The organism is Pseudomonas sp. W5-01 (genome assembly GCF_046540435.1).
Lineage (GTDB): Bacteria > Pseudomonadota > Gammaproteobacteria > Pseudomonadales > Pseudomonadaceae > Aquipseudomonas > Aquipseudomonas graminis_B.
This window is the reverse complement of sequence record NZ_JAXCIP010000004.1, coordinates 30,330-47,149: the sequence shown is the minus strand read 5'-3', so window position 1 is coordinate 47,149 and position 16,820 is coordinate 30,330. Positions and strand designations below refer to the sequence as shown.

Annotated in this window: 15 protein-coding genes; 10 read left to right on the top strand and 5 right to left on the bottom strand. The window is 61.1% G+C overall.

Translation table 11 applies throughout. The features are described 5' to 3' along the window. Positions 1 to 2: 2 nt before the first annotated feature. From SLW75_RS13725 to SLW75_RS13715, 3 genes are all read right to left on the bottom strand, one after another. Positions 3 to 1,004 (bottom strand): diaminopimelate epimerase, encoded by a 1,002-nt coding sequence (locus SLW75_RS13725; RefSeq protein WP_410934714.1) that lies wholly within the window; start codon positions 1,002 to 1,004, stop codon positions 3 to 5. A gap of 66 nt (positions 1,005 to 1,070) precedes the next feature. Beyond that, positions 1,071 to 1,673, bottom strand: a complete 603-nt coding sequence (locus tag SLW75_RS13720; RefSeq protein WP_410934713.1) for a LysE family translocator — start codon at positions 1,671 to 1,673, stop codon at positions 1,071 to 1,073. A gap of 54 nt (positions 1,674 to 1,727) precedes the next feature. Beyond that, positions 1,728 to 2,564, bottom strand: a complete 837-nt coding sequence (locus SLW75_RS13715) for an AraC family ligand binding domain-containing protein (RefSeq protein ID WP_410934712.1) — start codon at positions 2,562 to 2,564, stop codon at positions 1,728 to 1,730. Between the two features lie 259 nt (positions 2,565 to 2,823). Here SLW75_RS13715 and SLW75_RS13710 point away from each other — a divergent pair, with 259 nt between their 5' ends. The 7 genes from SLW75_RS13710 (at position 2,824) to SLW75_RS13680 (ending at position 10,814) form a co-directional block, all read left to right on the top strand. Then, positions 2,824 to 3,165, top strand: a complete 342-nt coding sequence (locus SLW75_RS13710) for a hypothetical protein (protein ID WP_410934711.1) — start codon at positions 2,824 to 2,826, stop codon at positions 3,163 to 3,165. A 41-nt stretch (positions 3,166 to 3,206) separates the two neighbouring features. Continuing rightward, entirely contained in the window at positions 3,207 to 4,388 is a 1,182-nt protein-coding gene (locus SLW75_RS13705; protein ID WP_296306772.1) for a PQQ-dependent sugar dehydrogenase, read from the top strand. Positions 4,389 to 4,656: 268 nt separating this feature from the next. After that, a complete protein-coding gene (locus SLW75_RS13700) occupies positions 4,657 to 6,828 on the top strand; it encodes a TonB-dependent siderophore receptor (protein ID WP_410934710.1) in 2,172 nt (723 codons plus the stop codon). A 115-nt stretch (positions 6,829 to 6,943) separates the two neighbouring features. Beyond that, positions 6,944 to 8,263, top strand: a complete 1,320-nt coding sequence (locus SLW75_RS13695) for an MFS transporter (RefSeq protein ID WP_192133970.1) — start codon at positions 6,944 to 6,946, stop codon at positions 8,261 to 8,263. Between the two features lie 394 nt (positions 8,264 to 8,657). Continuing rightward, positions 8,658 to 8,930: a LuxR C-terminal-related transcriptional regulator gene (locus SLW75_RS13690; RefSeq protein WP_065992746.1), complete on the top strand. Its 273-nt coding sequence runs from the start codon at positions 8,658 to 8,660 to the stop codon at positions 8,928 to 8,930. A 190-nt stretch (positions 8,931 to 9,120) separates the two neighbouring features. Next, a complete protein-coding gene (locus tag SLW75_RS13685) occupies positions 9,121 to 9,831 on the top strand; it encodes a hypothetical protein (protein ID WP_410934709.1) in 711 nt (236 codons plus the stop codon). Between the two features lie 101 nt (positions 9,832 to 9,932). Further along, the gene (locus SLW75_RS13680) at positions 9,933 to 10,814 is read left to right on the top strand and encodes a hypothetical protein (RefSeq protein WP_192133966.1); all 882 of its coding nucleotides are present in this window, start codon (positions 9,933 to 9,935) and stop codon (positions 10,812 to 10,814) included. On the opposite strand, the gene SLW75_RS13675 is transcribed toward SLW75_RS13680, so the two are convergent. After that, positions 10,725 to 11,894 (bottom strand): diguanylate cyclase, encoded by a 1,170-nt coding sequence (locus SLW75_RS13675; protein WP_410934708.1) that lies wholly within the window; start codon positions 11,892 to 11,894, stop codon positions 10,725 to 10,727. The two genes, SLW75_RS13680 and SLW75_RS13675, sit on opposite strands and share 90 nt — an antisense overlap. Before the next feature lie 302 nt (positions 11,895 to 12,196). Here SLW75_RS13675 and SLW75_RS13670 point away from each other — a divergent pair, with 302 nt between their 5' ends. Together SLW75_RS13670 and SLW75_RS13665 are read left to right on the top strand one after the other, a co-directional pair. After that, complete coding sequence (locus SLW75_RS13670; RefSeq protein ID WP_410934707.1) at positions 12,197 to 12,832, top strand: LysE family translocator; 636 nt, start codon at positions 12,197 to 12,199, stop codon at positions 12,830 to 12,832. A gap of 104 nt (positions 12,833 to 12,936) precedes the next feature. After that, on the top strand, positions 12,937 to 14,106 hold the full coding sequence (locus SLW75_RS13665) for an RsiV family protein (protein ID WP_410934706.1): 1,170 nt from the start codon (positions 12,937 to 12,939) through the stop codon (positions 14,104 to 14,106). A 93-nt stretch (positions 14,107 to 14,199) separates the two neighbouring features. Here the strand turns inward: SLW75_RS13665 and SLW75_RS13660 are convergent, their stop codons facing one another. After that, positions 14,200 to 14,784: a polyribonucleotide nucleotidyltransferase gene (locus SLW75_RS13660; RefSeq protein WP_410934705.1), complete on the bottom strand. Its 585-nt coding sequence runs from the start codon at positions 14,782 to 14,784 to the stop codon at positions 14,200 to 14,202. Positions 14,785 to 15,136: 352 nt separating this feature from the next. Here SLW75_RS13660 and SLW75_RS13655 point away from each other — a divergent pair, with 352 nt between their 5' ends. Beyond that, positions 15,137 to 16,813 (top strand): NAD-dependent malic enzyme, encoded by a 1,677-nt coding sequence (locus SLW75_RS13655; protein ID WP_410934704.1) that lies wholly within the window; start codon positions 15,137 to 15,139, stop codon positions 16,811 to 16,813. Positions 16,814 to 16,820: the final 7 nt, after the last annotated feature.

The following is a 16,820-nucleotide window of genomic DNA, read 5'->3' as shown; positions in this document are numbered from 1 at the left end:
CGTCAGGCCTTGACTCGCGCCGTCCCGAATAACTGCACCTGCTGCAACTGCCCGTCGCGCTCGATCAGGCGCAACGGTGCGGTGCCGCCGGGCATCACCACGTCCACCAGACCCGCTTGGACCCAGCCGCAGAACCACGCTGCCGACGCGACCGCGCTGGCGCTGGTGCCCGATGACGCCGTCGGGCCTTCGCCCCGTTCAAACACCCGCGCTGTGATGCGGTTTGGCCCCGAACGCGCGGCCCATTGCAGATTGACTCCGCCAGGGCAGGGGTCGGCGCTCCCTGATTCGCCGGCGACGAAGGCGATGCGGGTCAGGGCGGCGTTCAACTCGGTTTGGTGAAGGTTTGCGAAGCCGGGCAGATCATCCACATCCGCCACCAGCGTGACGCAATGGGGGTTGCCCACCCTGACGAACACGCTGGTCTGCCATGCGGGGTGCAACGCCGCTATACGCTCGACCCGGTTAATCTCCCGCTCATTGAGCATCGCCTTACCGACACCGGCTCCTGTCGCGCCCACCGCCTGTGGGCCGAAAGTGGGGGCGCCGATGTCCAGCCAGAACCCGTTCACGCCGTCGACGGTTGCAGAAACCGCCTGGGTTGCTACGGGGCTGGGCATGTCAGCATTGTCGTGATGAACGCGCAGGCTGAATGGCGCGCTGTCGGTGCCAAGGGCTGAGTCTTTGAGTGATTGAGCGAAGATGGTCAGGCCGTTGCCGCTGCGTTCAGCGAGGGTGCCGTCGGTGTTGACGATCAACAAGTCGAACGGCGCGGTGTCCTGAAACGGGCCGACCAGAAGACCGTCCGAGCGGTGAGATTTGCTCCCCGGTGGACGCTGGCCAGCGGGCCAGTCACAGATCGCCGCGACGGCTTGAGCGGTCCAGGTGTGGCGGCCAGTGGCGGCTTCTGTCGGTGACTGGGGCAGAGGGACGCCGAGGGTGCGCAGGGCATCGGGAGCAATCACCGCGTAGATATTGCCGCGAGCGTCGTAGAAGCGAGCCATGGTCAGTCCGGATCAGGAATTCAACGCGCATTAAATCACGCCGACCCGCGCGTTGCTGCCCACCCTTCACACCACCAACGTTAACCACGCCGATACCAGCAACAGCACCGCCATCGCCTGATTGAAGCGCTTCATGCTCTGCGCCGAGCGGCAGAATGTCGCGGCGCTGACGCCCAGCCAGGCCCAGGCGCTCATGCACGGGATCGACACCAGGAAGAACGCCAGCGACAGCCATATCACCCGCAGCATGCGATCGGCGTCGGTGCCGGCGAACACGCTGACCACGGCCAGCGCCATCATCCAGGTTTTCGGGTTCACCAACTGCAGGCTCGCCGCGCCCCACAGGCCCAGGGTCGGGCCGCTGCGGCGTTGCGTCGGGTCGATCGCTTCGGCGGGCGCGCTGAAAATCTGCCACGCCAGCCAGGTCATCCAGGCGATGCCGCCCCATGACATGAGAGTCTGTACTTGCCGATGACGCGCCAGCACATCGCCCAGCCCGGTGCCGACCATCAGCACCAGCAACGCCGCACCGGCGCAGGCCCCGAGCACAATCGGCAGTGTGCGGAGCAGGCCGTGGCGCGAGCTGTTGGTCAGTACGAGGATGTTCGTCGGGCCGGGCGTGATGGACGCGACGAAGGCGAACAGCAGAAAGGGCAGGAGGTTTTGCATAAGGCCACTCGGCGGTCATTGATCGTGGAGCAATGATCGGCGCGCCGTGGGCGGTCAGTCTGGAACAATTGAGCAACGTCGGCGGTAGTCCGCCGGGGTCATGCGATAGGCGCGCTGGAACCAGCGGCCCAGATGGCTTTGATCCGCGAAACCCAGGGTAGCCGCGACGCTGACAGGCGCCTCGCCCCGGGCCAGCAGATGGCGGGCGCGGGTCAGGCGCAGCTGGATCAGGTAGGCATGGGGCGCCAGGCCGAACGCGGCCTTGAACGCGCGGCTCAGGCGGAAACGATCGACGCCGGTCACCTGCGCCAGATCGTCCAGGCCAATGTCCTGCTGCAAATGGCTGTGCAGATAGTCACGCGCTCGCTGGGCCACCAGCGGCAGGCGGGGATCGGGGTCGATCAGGGTGCGCCAGCGCAAGTGGCTGGTCAGGTTGGCCAGCAGGTGGTCCAGTGCGGTCTGGCGCACGATGCGCAGTTCGTCGTGGTGCATCGCTTCGAAGGCGTCGGCCGTCGCGATGGCGAGGCGCGGGTCGTCCGCCAGCGTTGCCGCGAAGCTGAGCTGGGCGTTGTCCGGCGCTTCTTCAAACTGCGCGCGTAACTCCCGGTCCAGCCAGCGCGGGTCCAGGTACAACGTGCGGTAGGTAAAGCCGCCCGCTTCCGGGGCCGTGCCGTCGTGGATGTCGCCCGGCTCGAGCAGGAACACTTTTCCCGGCGTGCTGTTGTGCTGCTGTCGACGGCAATTGAATTGCTGCAGACCCTGTTCGGTGATGCCCACCAGAAAGCTGTCGTGCCAGTGGGGATCGTAGGCATGGCCCTCGAAATGCGCGCGCACTGTCTCGATGCCGGACGTGGCGTCCTGCTTGAGCTCGATCCAGTTGCGGTCGGACATCGCGGGGCCTCGGAAGGGGTAGCGGGTTTGGGTAGGCGGTCAAGCTTGAGTACGTTACCGCGCCGCTTACGGCAGGTCTGGAAGAATCGTGCAGCGGACGACGAAGTGTCGGCGCATGGGACGATCCGGCGGGTCGGCGACTATTCTTGTTACAAAGCGAAAGGTCCTACACGTTGCTCATCCACCGTGACAGCGCGAACCTACGCGCTCGATCGCCATCAAAGACCGGAATCGTTACCCATCCCACAGAAGGTAAATGATGAACAGTTTTCCGCGACGCCTCGCCGTCGTCTCGCTCGGCGGACTGTTGTCCGCCGGGCTGGCGCAGGCCGATGATCACACCGCGCACTCGCCGCCGCTTCTGGCGGCCGCCGGTTACCCGAGCCGCTCGATCAACGTTCCCGATAACGGCGCCGTGCGCCGTGCCAATCCCAACAGTCGTCAGGGCACCGAGTCCATCGCGCCACGTGTCGGTGGCCCGAATCTCGGACCGACGCAGCCACGTCCGCCCACCCTTGAAAACGGTGGCATCGGCAACGGTTATCCGACCCGGCAGCAACCCGCCCGGCCTTCCGGCGATACCGAACGCCGCAGTAACTGAAATCACTGCCAGCCTCTCTTCCATTTCAGAAGGAACCGCCTATGTTGCGCGCCACCCCTTTTTACAAGCTCGCCCTCCGCAAGACATTGCTGGCGACCTTATGCGCCTCCGCATTATTGGGCCTCTCCGTGCAGGCCACTGCTGCGACCTATCAGAGCGAGGCTGGCACGCTGACCGTCGATGAGGTCGTCGGCGGGTTGCAGCATCCCTGGGCGGTGGCGTTTCTGCCGAACTCCCAAGGAATGTTGGTCACCGAGCGTACGGGCAATCTGCGTCGGGTGATGCCTGACGGCAAGCTGTCGGCGCCGATCTCCGGCGTGCCGAAGGTCTGGGTGCAAGGGCAGGGCGGTTTGCTGGACGTCGAGCTGTCGCCGGATTTCGCCAAGGACCGCATGGTGTACCTGACCTACTCCGAGGCCGCGAGCGACGGAAAAACCGGCGGCACGGCGGCGGGGCGCGCAAGGCTCTCTGAGGACATGACCAAGCTGGAAGGCTTCACGCGCATTTTCCAGCAGCAGCCGAAACTGTCGGTGGGCAACCACTTCGGCTCGCGCATTGTCTTTGATCGCGACGGCTACATGTTCATCGCCCTGGGCGAAAACAACGACCGGGCCACGGCTCAGGACCTCGACAAACTGCAGGGCAAGGTCGTGCGCCTGTACCCCGACGGCACCGTGCCCAAGGACAACCCCTTTGTCGGCCAGAAAAACGTTCGGCCGGAAATCTGGAGCTACGGTCACCGCAATCAACAGGGCGCCGCGCTCAACCCCTGGACCGGCACGCTGTGGACCAACGAGCACGGTCCGCGTGGCGGGGACGAAATCAACATCATCGAACGCGCCGGCAATTATGGCTGGCCCATCTCGACCTTCGGCATCGACTACAGCGGCGAGCCCATTTCCGAGTCCAAGGGCAAGGTAGTGGAGGGCGTGAAAAACCCCTTCCACGTGTGGGAGAAGTCCCCAGGCATCAGCGGCATGGCGTTCTACGACTCAAGCACGTTCAAGGCGTGGGACCACAACGTCTTCATTGGCGCGCTGGCATCGGAGGAGCTGATCCGTCTGGAGCTCAAGGAAGACAAGGTGGTGCACGAAGAGCGTTTGCTCGGCGAGCTCAAGTCCCGCATCCGCGACGTGCGACAAGGGCCGGATGGGTATGTGTATGTGCTGACGGACGAGGACAACGGGAAGTTGTTGAAGGTGGGGTTGAAGGTAGAGCAATAGCCCTACCTTGAAATTATCGCCCAAGCGCCTGATTAACTGCATCTAGTAGGACCCCCTTAAGCCGGGAAGGGGCTGGTACATCCGACGCAGTTGCTTCGCCACTGCCGCAGTCTTCCCGGCTGAAGCCGGTCATACAAAAGTCACCTGCACACCGAATTCCACACCAATCCCGGTTGTAAAAGTTCCGCGCAGAACGTAAAAGAGGCGCCGCCGAACTGGCCTGCATTTCTTGCTGCCCGACTGCCTATCACCAGGAATTCACTCGCCGATGATCACCTCGTCCCGTCCCGCTGCCGGCTTCACCCGTCGGCTGTTGCCGTTGAGTATCGCTTTCGCTTCGCCATGGCTGGCGGCCCAAGAAGCCGAGCCGGTGACCCTGGATGCACTGCGCGTGACGGGGGAGCAGGAGTCGATTTATCAGGCGAGTGGCGCGTCGGTTGGCGGTTTCAGTGAAGCGCCGCTGCGCGACACGCCGGCGTCGATTTCGGTGTTCACCGCCGAGCGGCTGAAGGACCAGCAGGCCAAGCTGCTCAGCGATGTCCTGCGCAACGACGCGTCGGTGGGCGACAGCTATGCGCCGGTGGGCTATTACGAGAATTTCGTCGTGCGCGGTTTCTCGCTCAACGCGGCCAACAGCTACCGCATCAACGGGCGGAGCATCACCGGCGAGCAGAACGTGGCGCTGGAAAACAAGGAACAGGTCGAGCTGCTCAAGGGGCTCTCGGGCCTGCAGAGCGGCGTGTCGGAGCCGGCGGGCGTGATCAATTACCAGACCAAACGCCCGGAAGACGTGCGCTCGGTGACGGTCTCGACCAACGAGCACGGCGAGCGCTACATCGCCACGGACGTCGGCGGCTGGTTCGGCAGCGAGAAGCAATTCGGCCTGCGCGCCAACGTTGCCCACGAGGACATCCGCTCCTACGTCGAGCACGCCAATGGTCAGCGGGATTTCGCCTCCCTCGCATTTGACTGGAACATCAACGACCAATCCACCCTGCAGCTCGACGTCGAATACCAGACCAAAGAACAGCGCTCGGTGCCGGGCTACCAACTGCTGGGCGGCACCGCGCTGCCCCACGACGCTTCGCCGCGCAAACTGCTGGGCTATCAAAGCGGCTCGAACCCGGTGGGCATCGACTCGCTGAACATGAACGGCCGCTACGAATACCGCCTCAGCGACGACTGGAAAGCCAGCCTCAGCGCTTCACGCAGCCGCGTGGTCATCGACGATTACAGCGCTTTCGCCTACGGCTGCTATTACCAGAGCGACTGCCCTGCCGAGCCGTTGACCGGGCACTTCACGCCCAGCGGAGGGTACGACATCTACGATTTCCGCAGCCCGGACGACACGCGACGCAACGATGAAGTCGAAGCGTCCATGACCGGCCTGTTCGACACCGGCTGGCTCAAGCATGAGCTGACCTTCGGCAGCACCGCGTTCCGCCGCACGGTCGACACCCGGCCGTATTTCAGCGAATACGTCGGCTCCGGCAACATCCACAAGACGCCGGACACCTTCGCACCGTCGGACCTGTCCGTGGGCCACACCGAACGGCGCCTGGACAGCCGCCAGTACGGGCTCTTCGCCACCGACCGCATCCGTTTCAACGAGCATTGGCAGACGGTCATCGGCGGGCGTGAGGTGAAGCTCGATGAAAAGGCCTACAACGAGGACGGCAGCGACAACCGTCATACCGAGCGCTCGATCTTTCTGCCGCAGGCTGCGCTCATCTACAAGCCGATCGACAACGTTTCGCTGTACACGAGCTACAGCAAAGGGCTTTCTCTGGGCGGCACGGCATCGGTGTTCGACAGCAATGTCGGGGAAATCCTCGCGCCGACGATCTCACGTCAACTGGAAGCCGGGGTCAAATACGACTGGCGCCGCATGAGCTTCACCGCTGCCGTATTCCAGACCCGCCAGGCGTATCAGTATTCGAAACCCAGCGACGACGGCAGCCTGACCTTCGTCCAGCAGGGCCAGCAGAAAAACACCGGCCTCGAGCTGAGCGCCAATGGTTACGTGACCTCGCAGTTGCAGATGTCGGCCAGCGTCGCGGCCATTCGCGCGCGGGTTGAAGACAGCGGCACCGCGGCTTACGAAGATCATCAGGCAATCAACTTGCCCAAATTCCGCGGCAGCCTGTCAGCCGATTACGCACTGCCGATTCAGGGGCTGGCGTTGCTTGGCGGCGTGCAATACAGCGCCAGCAAATACGCCAACCGCGAAGGCTCGGTGAAAGTCGATGACTACGCAGTGTTCAACGCGGGCAGTCGCTACAGCACGAAAATCGAGGGCTACGACACGGTCTTGCGCCTGACCGTGGATAACCTCTTCGACAAGCGCTACTGGCGCGACGCGGGCGAATACCTGGGGGACGATTACCTGTTCCTCGGCGCACCGCGTACGGCGCGGGTGTCGGCGACGGTGAATTTTTAAATCAGCTGCTGAAACGCGTCAGCCGTCAGCGATCCGCCCGCAGGCCGTCAGCTTTGTTATCCTGCGCGCCTTTGTCGCACCCGCGTGCGTTTCAACCTGTGATTTGGGGTCTTTCATGACAGCCATTCTTCGACCACGGCCACAACCCATCAGCCGGGGAGACTACAAAACCCTGGGTCTGGCGGCACTGGGCGGGGCGCTGGAAATCTACGATTTCATCATTTTCGTATTTTTCGCGCTGACGCTCAGTCAGCTGTTCTTTCCGCCGGAAATGCCCGAGTGGCTGCGCCTGCTGCAAAGCTTCGGCATCTTTGTCACCGGCTACCTGGCGCGCCCGCTGGGCGGGATTCTGATGGCGCACTTCGCCGACAAACTGGGTCGCAAGCGGGTGTTCAGCCTCAGTATCCTGATGATGGCGCTGCCGTGTCTGCTGATCGGTGTGATGCCGACCTATGCCGACATCGGCTACTGGGCCCCGTTGATCCTGCTGGCGCTGCGCATCCTTCAGGGCGCAGCCGTGGGCGGCGAAGTGCCAAGCGCCTGGGTGTTCGTCGCCGAGCACGCACCGAAGGGCCATCGCGGTTATGCGTTGGGCGTTTTGCAGGCCGGGCTGACCTTCGGCTACCTCATCGGTGCACTGACGGCGACCTGGCTGGCGAAGGTCTTCAGCCACGCGGAAATTCTCGATTACGCTTGGCGCATCCCGTTTCTGCTGGGCGGGGTCTTCGGCGTTATCGGCGTGTGGCTGCGCCGCTGGCTCAGCGAAACCCCGGTGTTCATGGCGATGCACGCCCAGCGCGAGGGCATGACTGAGCTGCCGCTGCGCGCCGTCCTGCGTCAACATCGGCAATCTCTGCTGCCGGCTGCGTTACTGACCTGCGTGCTGACGTCCGCCGTCGTGACGCTGGTGGTCATCACGCCTACGGTGATGCAGCAGCGTTTCGGCATGGCCCCCAGCGACACGTTCGCCCTCAGCAGCGTGGGTATCGTCTTTCTCAATATCGGCTGCGTGCTGGCCGGCATGCTGGTCGACCGAATCGGCGCCTGGCGCGGGGTGGTGCTTTACAGCCTGTTGCTGCCCGTGGGCGTCGGCGTGCTCTACGCGAGTCTGGTCAGTCACTGGCTGCCATTGAGCCTCGCTTACGCGGTGGCCGGCCTGGCCTGCGGCATTGTCGGCGTCGTGCCTTCGGTCATGGTCGGACTGTTTCCGGCGAACATTCGCGTCTCCGGCATCTCATTGACCTACAACATCAGCTACGCCCTGTGGGCAAGCACCACGCCGCTGGCGCTGATCGCCTTGATGCCATGGAGCCCGTGGGTGTGCGTCGGCTACTGCGTGATCATGGGTGCGGTCGGTCTGGTGACGGCCATGTTCTTTGGCCTGCGCAAGGGCATGCAGGTCGATGATCCGCGGGTGGTACAGGCTGGAAACTGACAGGGCAGCGGGCGTCGCAATGGCGCCCCTTGTCGACATGAGGGTGCGGATTTCAAATCCGTGCCATTTCAAACGAGATTGATCCGCTGATTTGTAACAGATGATTGTAATTATCATTTGCAGCGTTTATTGTCCCCCGTCTATACAACTCACCCGCTGTTATATAACCACATGGCTCTGCATTGGGTCGTGCGTGGATCAATTGTCTGCTGGTTCAGTGGGGATGTTTCGCCAATATTTGTAGGAAACTTTACTTATCATTGTTCGGTTATTAATCGGGCTTGACTGTGCACATTCTCTAACCGTTAGAGATTTAAAAATCAATAAGAACACTATTACGGCCATGGCTGAGTTACCGCCAGGGTCGGCACGTCGCGGAGACTGTTGAGGGCCAATGATAGAAGAACAACGCAAACGTAGACCATTGAAAAAAACCACCCCCAGAGAGCAGGAAGTCCTTCAGCTGGTGCTTCAGGGGCACACCAACAAAGCGATCGCCCAGCGGCTGGGGATCAGTGATTACACGGCCCGCGACCATGTGTCGGCCTTGCTCAGGAAGAACGAAGTCAGCAATCGGGCGCAGCTCATCGCTCTGCACGTTTCGGCAGCGCGCAAGAAAAAACTGGCACCACCCCTACATCTGACGGATTGTTCCGTCGAGCGGTAAGTGCATAATTAACCCGATTTAATCACTGAACTTTTAAAGCTGTCTTCGGCCTTTACGTTGCCGCGATGACGCTGGCGTCGTAATAAGTGGTCTTTTGAGTGATGACCCTGTTTTCGGCACTTCGATGTCTTCCCACGAAGTGTTCGCGATGATGCACCCACAATAACGATCAATAATAAGGATGAAATCGATGACCCTTCAAATCGCAACGTCTGAGCCCTTGAAGCAACCGTGCATCGATGCAGACTTTAATGTGGACGCGTCAAGCGCGTTTCAGCAATTGGTCGATGAGCAAAGCCAACTGTCCCGAGACGAGTTGAGCGAGCTGCACAAGCAATGGCTCGGGCCCCACGGCGTCTTTGCCACCTTCAGCGCGGAGGTCGAACGACTGGGGCGTCAGGCCCCCGCGCTGGATGATCTTTCCAGCCTGGGCAGCGCGGAGCGGATGAACGAAGCTGAACGGGCGGTAGCGTTCGCGCTGGCGCAGAGCAATCGCCGGCGCGCGGCCAACAACCCCTTTGGCTCACGTTCGCGTCAGGACCTGTGTTGCGTGGTGTTCGACGAGACCGGCGCGTACACCCTGGCGGAGCGTTACGCCGCGTACGAAGCGATGCGCCAGAGCGACTCGGATTTCTTCATCAAACTGATCGCCACCACTCGCGGCGTCACCGAACGGCGCATCGTCTTCCACGGTTTGCTGGAACATTACGACCGCCTGCTGCCGATCGAAAAAAGCATCTACCCCGAGGCCTACCGCGAGGTGCAGCAAACGCATCTGGATCGGGAAGAAGGGTTGTATGGGCCGCTTATGTTGGGCGACAGCCTTGTTGCGATATTTGAAACAGTCACACCTAAAGAACTGCTCAACCAGATTCACAACTCGGCAGAAATGCTTCCATGATTTCCGGGCACCTGGTCCCGGATTAACGCAAAAATAGGTAACTGAGTAAAACTCAGGCCGTCCTCACCTAGGCGAAGACGGCCTCAAGCAGAGTATGTGTGATGAGCATTTCAATTCCAGAAAATACCAATGTTCAGTCCACCTCTTTGATGACGATCACCCAACCCGAGATCAAGAGGGTTGTGGGCGCCTCGCTTCATGAAGTGCAGCAAACCCCCGAGTCGCCTGTCACTCTCAGCGGAAGGGGGCTGATGATGTCGCGGCTCTTCGAAGGGCATGCGGTTGAGCCCACCACAGTGGCATACGATCCTAACTTATCGACGTTATTCCCCACACTGTTCCTGTTACCCGAAGATCGGAATCTACTCTCTGCGGTTTATGAATTCGCAAATGTAAAAGGCGCCGACCTTGCCTACGTGGACGATCTGGCTTGGTCCATTGCTTATTACCGGAAATCGGACAATGGATGCGAAATCATCCCGCAGCGGCCTCTCAAACGGTTTGATACTGAAGGGCACGAGGTGTCTTATTCCTTCAATGAGGAAAGCGCCAAGACGGCCCATCGGATATTGAATGGAAGTGCTCTCAGTACGACAGTCGTAGACCGTGACTTTCTGCGTTTTGCACTGGATGTCGATTACAGCCCGATGAGTAGTCTGAACTTTGGTTTCCTGGAGCAGATCGTCAACAAGTTCTCGGAAAAAGGGGACGTTGTACCCGACTTCGGCCGGCAGTTTGATCACTTTTCTCTTGATCACAAGAACTGGATCAAGAACGTTTCAGCGCAAACATACGATCTTTCTACCGGCCTACCCTTCCTGAAAGGTACGACGCCTGATAGTCGCGCCGCGCTTGAATCAGCGGATGAAACGGCCCCTTTTAATAGGGAGCCTTTACGCTCCCTTCGAGAGATCATCGGCGCCTACCTGAAGGAAACGGATGTCCCTACGTTGTTCGAAACGTTGATGCGCACGAAGCGCTGAATTCACCCCAACGCCGCACCCTCGCGCGCGCACGTCGCTGGATGGCTGCGCCGGAGTGACACGATTGCGCCCGGCGCTTTTTGCGTCATACAGCGCCATGTCGGCTTCGTGCAGCCACATGGCGGCGTCGGTCTGGTGCGCGCCGTAGGCCGCGACGCCGATGCTCAGGCTCAGCTTGAGATCGGGGAGGGCCGAGTGGGCGTGGTCATGAACCGTACGCCGCAGGCGTTCGAGTATTTCGGTGGCCTGGGCCAGGGTGGTGTCGGGGAAGATGACGCAGAACTCGTCGCCGCCGTAACGGCCTGCCATATCGGTCTGTCGCAGGCTGGCGGACAGCGCGTTGCTCAGTTGCTTGAGCACGTTGTCGCCGGTGATGTGGCCGTAGGTGTCGTTGATGGTCTTGAAATGGTCGATGTCAATCAGCGCCACGCTGTGCTGGCGGTTGAGCTTCTGGCATTTCTCGAACTCCAGCGTCAGTCGATCCTTCCACGCGCCGTGGTTCATGAGCCCTGTAAGGCTGTCGGTGGCGCTGAGTTTTTCCAGCGCCTTCTTGCTCTTCGAGAGTTGCACCGCGACCTGATAACAGACCAGCCCGATGGCCATCGGGTAGATCACCAGCATGGGCAGGCAGGCGAATAGCTGCAGCTGAGAGACGTGGGGGAACAGCGCCGGCAGGAAAATCTTGTACGACACCAGGGCGCCCGCGATTTGCGCCAGCGAACCCAACATAAACAGCCGTAAACCACCGGCCGCGATGTTATTCATCGCCATCATCGACAGCACCGTCACGGTGGGCAGCGGGCTGATCCCCATGGCGCCCGCCCAGAAACCGCCGCCCAGCGAGTCGTAGATCAGGTTGCGGCGCTCGGCGGCATAAGGCTGAGGTGAACGCTTGGCGAGCAGAAAAGCCATGTGCGGCCAGCCATAACCGTGGGCGATCATGGCGATCCACACCCAGGTCGGTGGGTGAGAAGGGTACAGCGCTGCAGCCACCGCGAAGAATCCAATGCCCAGGCCGATGCTGCGCGGCAAGTACATGCGTCTGGCGTAGGAGAGACCTTTTTGGACCGGAGTGTTCATAGCGCTCTACTGGGTAATAACGCAGCATCCCGACAGCCACATCGGTCACGACCAACGCTCCGAGTGTCCCCCGCCGACGGCGGTACTGGGAAGAGCATTTAGCCACTATTGGACAAATAATTTACGCCCGCGCCGTCGGAGGGTGCGCGGGCGCAGGTGCCGTTGGGATAAGTGACGGGCGCCGTCTGTCATGGCGTGTTTTCCGGCCATCTGTGTATAGACGGTTCTACGGAGGTTGGCTGAAATATACCTGCCATTCGGCACGGCCCGGATGCATTCGATCACGCCGGCAGGAGCCTCTGATGCCCGAACTCTCAAACCTCATCGCTTTTTCCCTGATCGCCCTCGGCATGGTGCTGACACCAGGGCCGAACATGATTTACGTCATTTCGCGATCCATCTCACAAGGACGCAAGGCGGGACTGATCTCCCTCGGCGGCGTGGCGGTTGGCTTTATCTTCTACATGCTGTGCGCGGCGTTCGGCATCACCGGGTTGGTGATGGCAGTTCCTTATGCCTACGACACGCTGCGCATGGCCGGTGCCGTGTATTTGCTGTACCTCGCCTGGCAGGCCGTGAAACCGGGCGGTCGCTCGCCGTTTCAAGTGAAGGATTTGCCCCAGGACAGCAACCGGCAGTTGTTCCTGATGGGCCTGATGACCAACTTGTTCAATCCCAAGGTGGCGGTGCTTTACCTGTCGCTGCTGCCGCAATTCATCACCGTCGGCGACGGCACTGGCGTGCTCAGCCAGTCGCTGATCCTGGGCAGCGCGCAGATTGTGGTCAGCCTGAGCGTCAACGCCATGGTTGCTATGGCGGCGGGCTCCATCGCCGTGTTTCTGACCCAGAAGCCCGGTTGGGCGGCGGTGCAGCGCTGGCTGATGGGCACGGTGTTGTTCGGGTTCGCGGTGCGGATGGCAGTTGAAGGCAGGCGGTGAGGGCGCCGTCAGGCTTTGAGAAATCAAGGCTGGCCCTTGCCAGACGCTCCGCGATTCGGGAGATTACTGGCCCCACTCGTTAGCATCATCACAAGGGACGTCTGATGCCTGTTTCTCTCTCCGTTTTGCGTATCACCTGCCTCGCCGCGCTGGTCGCGCCATTCACGCTGCACGCCGAGAATGCGGTCCATGTGCTGACAGGCACCCTGGGAAAATCGCCCATCGTCGTCGAGCTGGATCTCACCAGCCCGGAAGACGTGACGGGTCGCTATTTCTACGAGAAGTACCACAAGGATCTGCCGCTGTCCGGCACCTCAAAAGGGAATGATCTGACGCTGACCGAAGGCCTGAGCTACGACGATGAGGCCGGGTTGCCGAAGCTGGTCCTTCATAAAAATCCGGACGCGAGCTGGACCGGGGACTGGAGCAGCAAGGGCAAGTCCTACAAGGTGCAACTGGCCGAACGCGCTATCACCGCGCCAGATGCTTCCGCCGAATCGGGTTGGCAGGACATCTACAAGCAGTCGGCTTACGACTACCTGCGGCTCACGCACCTGCCGCTCAAGTCGGATAAAACAGCTACGTTTATGGGCCATTCGCTGCAGTGGTGGGTCGAGCCGGAATCGGGCGTCTCGATGTTTGAAATCACTTCGGGTTACTCGCCGGAGCAGGCCGTCGCTATTAATCAGCAACTGCGCTCGCGCTTGTGGCAGGAGGTTGTCAGCTACCACCAGTGCATGCTCAATGCGAGTCGCAACGGCGGCGACTTTGCCCAGACGGTCACGCCGCGCTTGCTTGCGCCCGGCATCGTGAGCCTGAGCGTCTTCACCGATTACGATTGCGGCGGCGCGCACCCGGACTTCAGCGACTCGCCGCTGAATCTCGATGCCCGCACGGGTAACGCCTTAACGCTGGAAGACGTGCTGTGGGTCGGCAAGGGCGCGCCGTTTCACTACGAACGTGATGAAGAAGGTGGCACGAGTTTCGACACGTATTCCGACTACCGCAGCAAAGCCTTCGCCCCTTGGCTCGTTGACCAGTTGAAAGCGGCGCATCCTGCAGACATGGTGAAGCCTGCTACCGAAGACGACTGCGACTACACCGACCCGTCGGTCTGGGAATTTCCGTCGTGGTATTTCACTGAAAAAGGCATCGTTTTCGGTCCGTCTTTCGCACGTGTTGCGCGCGCGTGTGAAGGTCCGGAATGGTCGGTCTTGCCTTACAGCGTCATCAAGGCGCATCCGGGCGGGAGCGAACTGACGCTGCCCGAGTAACTCAGCCTCTGTTGTTGTTTACCCGCGTCTGACGACGGGGCGCTGGAATCGCTGCTTTTTCGGCTGCAATCGCTGCCCAAAAAGCAGCACTCCTCATTTCCCGCCGGTCACGCCCTTCACCACGTCGGCGTGGGCCTTGGCATCCTTCGCCAGGGAGATGACGTTGACCATTGCCGTGCGTTTACCGTAGGCCGCCGTAATCGTCGTGCTCAACACCCGGCCGCCGTCTACGCTGCCTGAGATATCAAGCTGACGCATGCCGAGGCCTTTTCGTACGATCTTCTTCTCGCCCAGCTTCTTGAAGTCCTTGTAGCTGGACTGCTGCTGTTGCAGCGTGTCGGCGATGATGCCGTCGAGGGTTGGCTTGTCGTTGGCGCCGACCTTCTGGTCATTGGGCAACGGCGCTTCGGTGATGATCACTACGCGCTTGGCCGGCTTGTTCATGTACAGCGAGCCGGTCACGCCCGCGGCCCTGGCCTTGGCATCGATCTCTTCCATCGGGCCTTTGACATAGTCCTTCGGCAGGGTGAAGGCGAATTTGCCGCCGAGCATCGCGACTTTTTGCCCAGAAGGTTTCGGCGCGGGTTTGGTTTTGGACGCCGCCTGCGCGCCGACCATGCCCAGGCATGAGGCTACAGCGGTGCAGACCAGCAGGGTTCTTAAACTGAACAAGCGCATTCCGACCACTCCTGGGGATGATTCCTACAAAGATCCGGCATTTTGCCTGAGGGTGATGGCAGGTTGATAGTCATGTGGGCGATGGTGTCAGCGGGACTCGCTAATGCCAGTCCTACGGGATGATCGCAGTGTATCTGTAGGACCGGCTTCAGCCGGGCAGAGGCCGGTATGGACAACACAAGATTTGCAGCGTGACGCCCGACGCCTTCCCGGCTAAAGCCGGTCCCACTCGATGATCGCGGTCCTATCAGGCCATATGCAGGTCCGAAGAATTGTGAGCGCCCTCCACGGTTGGCTTTCCGTGCCAAAGGTGTACATTGAATTCAAAATACAATAAGCACAGGAGACAGACATGACCCATGCCACTGATCGCACCTTGCAAGTCCCTTTCGCCGGTCCCACGTTGTTGGGCACTCCACTGCTGAACAAAGGCACCGCCTTCAGCCTCGACGAGCGTGAAGCCCTGGCCCTGCAAGGCCTGCTCCCCGAACGCGTCGAAACCATCGAACAACAGGCGAGCCGCGCCTATCACCAGTACCAAGCCTGCGCGACCGACCTGGACAAACACATCCTCCTGCGCTCGATCCAGGACTCCAACGAAACACTTTTCTACCGCGTCGTCGACGACCACCTCGACGAGATGCTACCGATCATCTACACCCCCACCGTGGGAAAGGTCTGCCAGGAATTTTCCCGCATCTACCGCAGCCATCGCGGCCTGTTCATCAGCATCGCCGACAAGGACCGCATCGACGAAATCCTCAACAACGTCACCAAAGACAACGTCAAAGTCATCGTCGTCAGCGACTGCGAGCGCATTCTCGGCCTCGGCGATCAGGGCGTCGGCGGCATGGGCATTCCCATCGGCAAGTTGTCGTTGTACACGGCGTGCGGTGGCATCAGCCCGGCCTACACCCTGCCGGTGGTACTCGACGTCGGCACCAACAACCCGACGCTGCTGGCGGATCCGCTGTACTTCGGCCGTGGCCAGGAGCGTGTTCGCGGCGCTGAATATGATGCGTTCGTGCAGGCATTCGTCGAGGGCGTGCAGCGCCGTTGGCCGGAAGCCATTCTGCAGTTCGAAGACTTCGCGCTGACCAATGCAATGCCGTTGCTCGCGCGCTTCCGCGATCAACTCTGCTGCTTCAACGATGACATCCAAGGCACTGCCGCCGTCACCGTCGGTACCTTGCTGGCCGCCTGCAAGATGAAGGGCCAGCGCTTGTCCGATCAGACCGTCGCCTTTGTCGGCGCCGGATCCGCGGGTTGTGGGATCGCCGAGCAGATCATCGCGGCCATGCAGCTCGAAGGCTTGTCCGAAGCCCAGGCGCGCAGTCAGGTGTATCTGCTGAACAGCAAAGGGCTGCTGACCGATCGCCAGCCGGGCCTCTACGATTTCCAACAGCGCCTGGCCCACTCCAGCGATTCCCTCAACGACTGGGCGTTCAGCGCCCACTGGCCATCGCTGCTTGAGGTGGTCAGCAACGCCAAACCTACCGTGCTGATCGGCGTGTCGGGCAAGGCCGGACTGTTCACCCAGCAGATCGTCGAGACCATGCACAGCCATTGCCCGCAGCCGATCATCATGCCGCTGTCCAACCCGACCTCGCAGATCGAAGCGCACCCCAAGGACATCCTGCAATGGACCGACGGGCAGGCGTTGGTGGCCACGGGCAGTCCGTTTTTACCCATTGAGGTGCTGGGCAAAACCTTCCCCATCGCGCAGTGCAATAACTCCTACATCTTCCCCGGTATCGGCCTCGGCGCCATCGCCAGCAAGGCCACCCGCGTCACCGACGGCATGCTGATGGCGTCGGCCCAGGCGCTGGCTGAGTGCGCAGCGGCAGGGCAGATGTTGCCGCCGCTGCGGGATGTTCAGGCCGTCAGCAAACGCATCGCCTTTGCCGTTGGCATGGCGGCCCAGCGCGACAGTGTGGCGCCACCGCAATCGGAAGATGAACTGTCAGCGGCCATCGAGAAGGACTTCTGGCAGCCCGTTTACCGCTCGTACGTTCGCCGCCCTGACTAAAACCGTC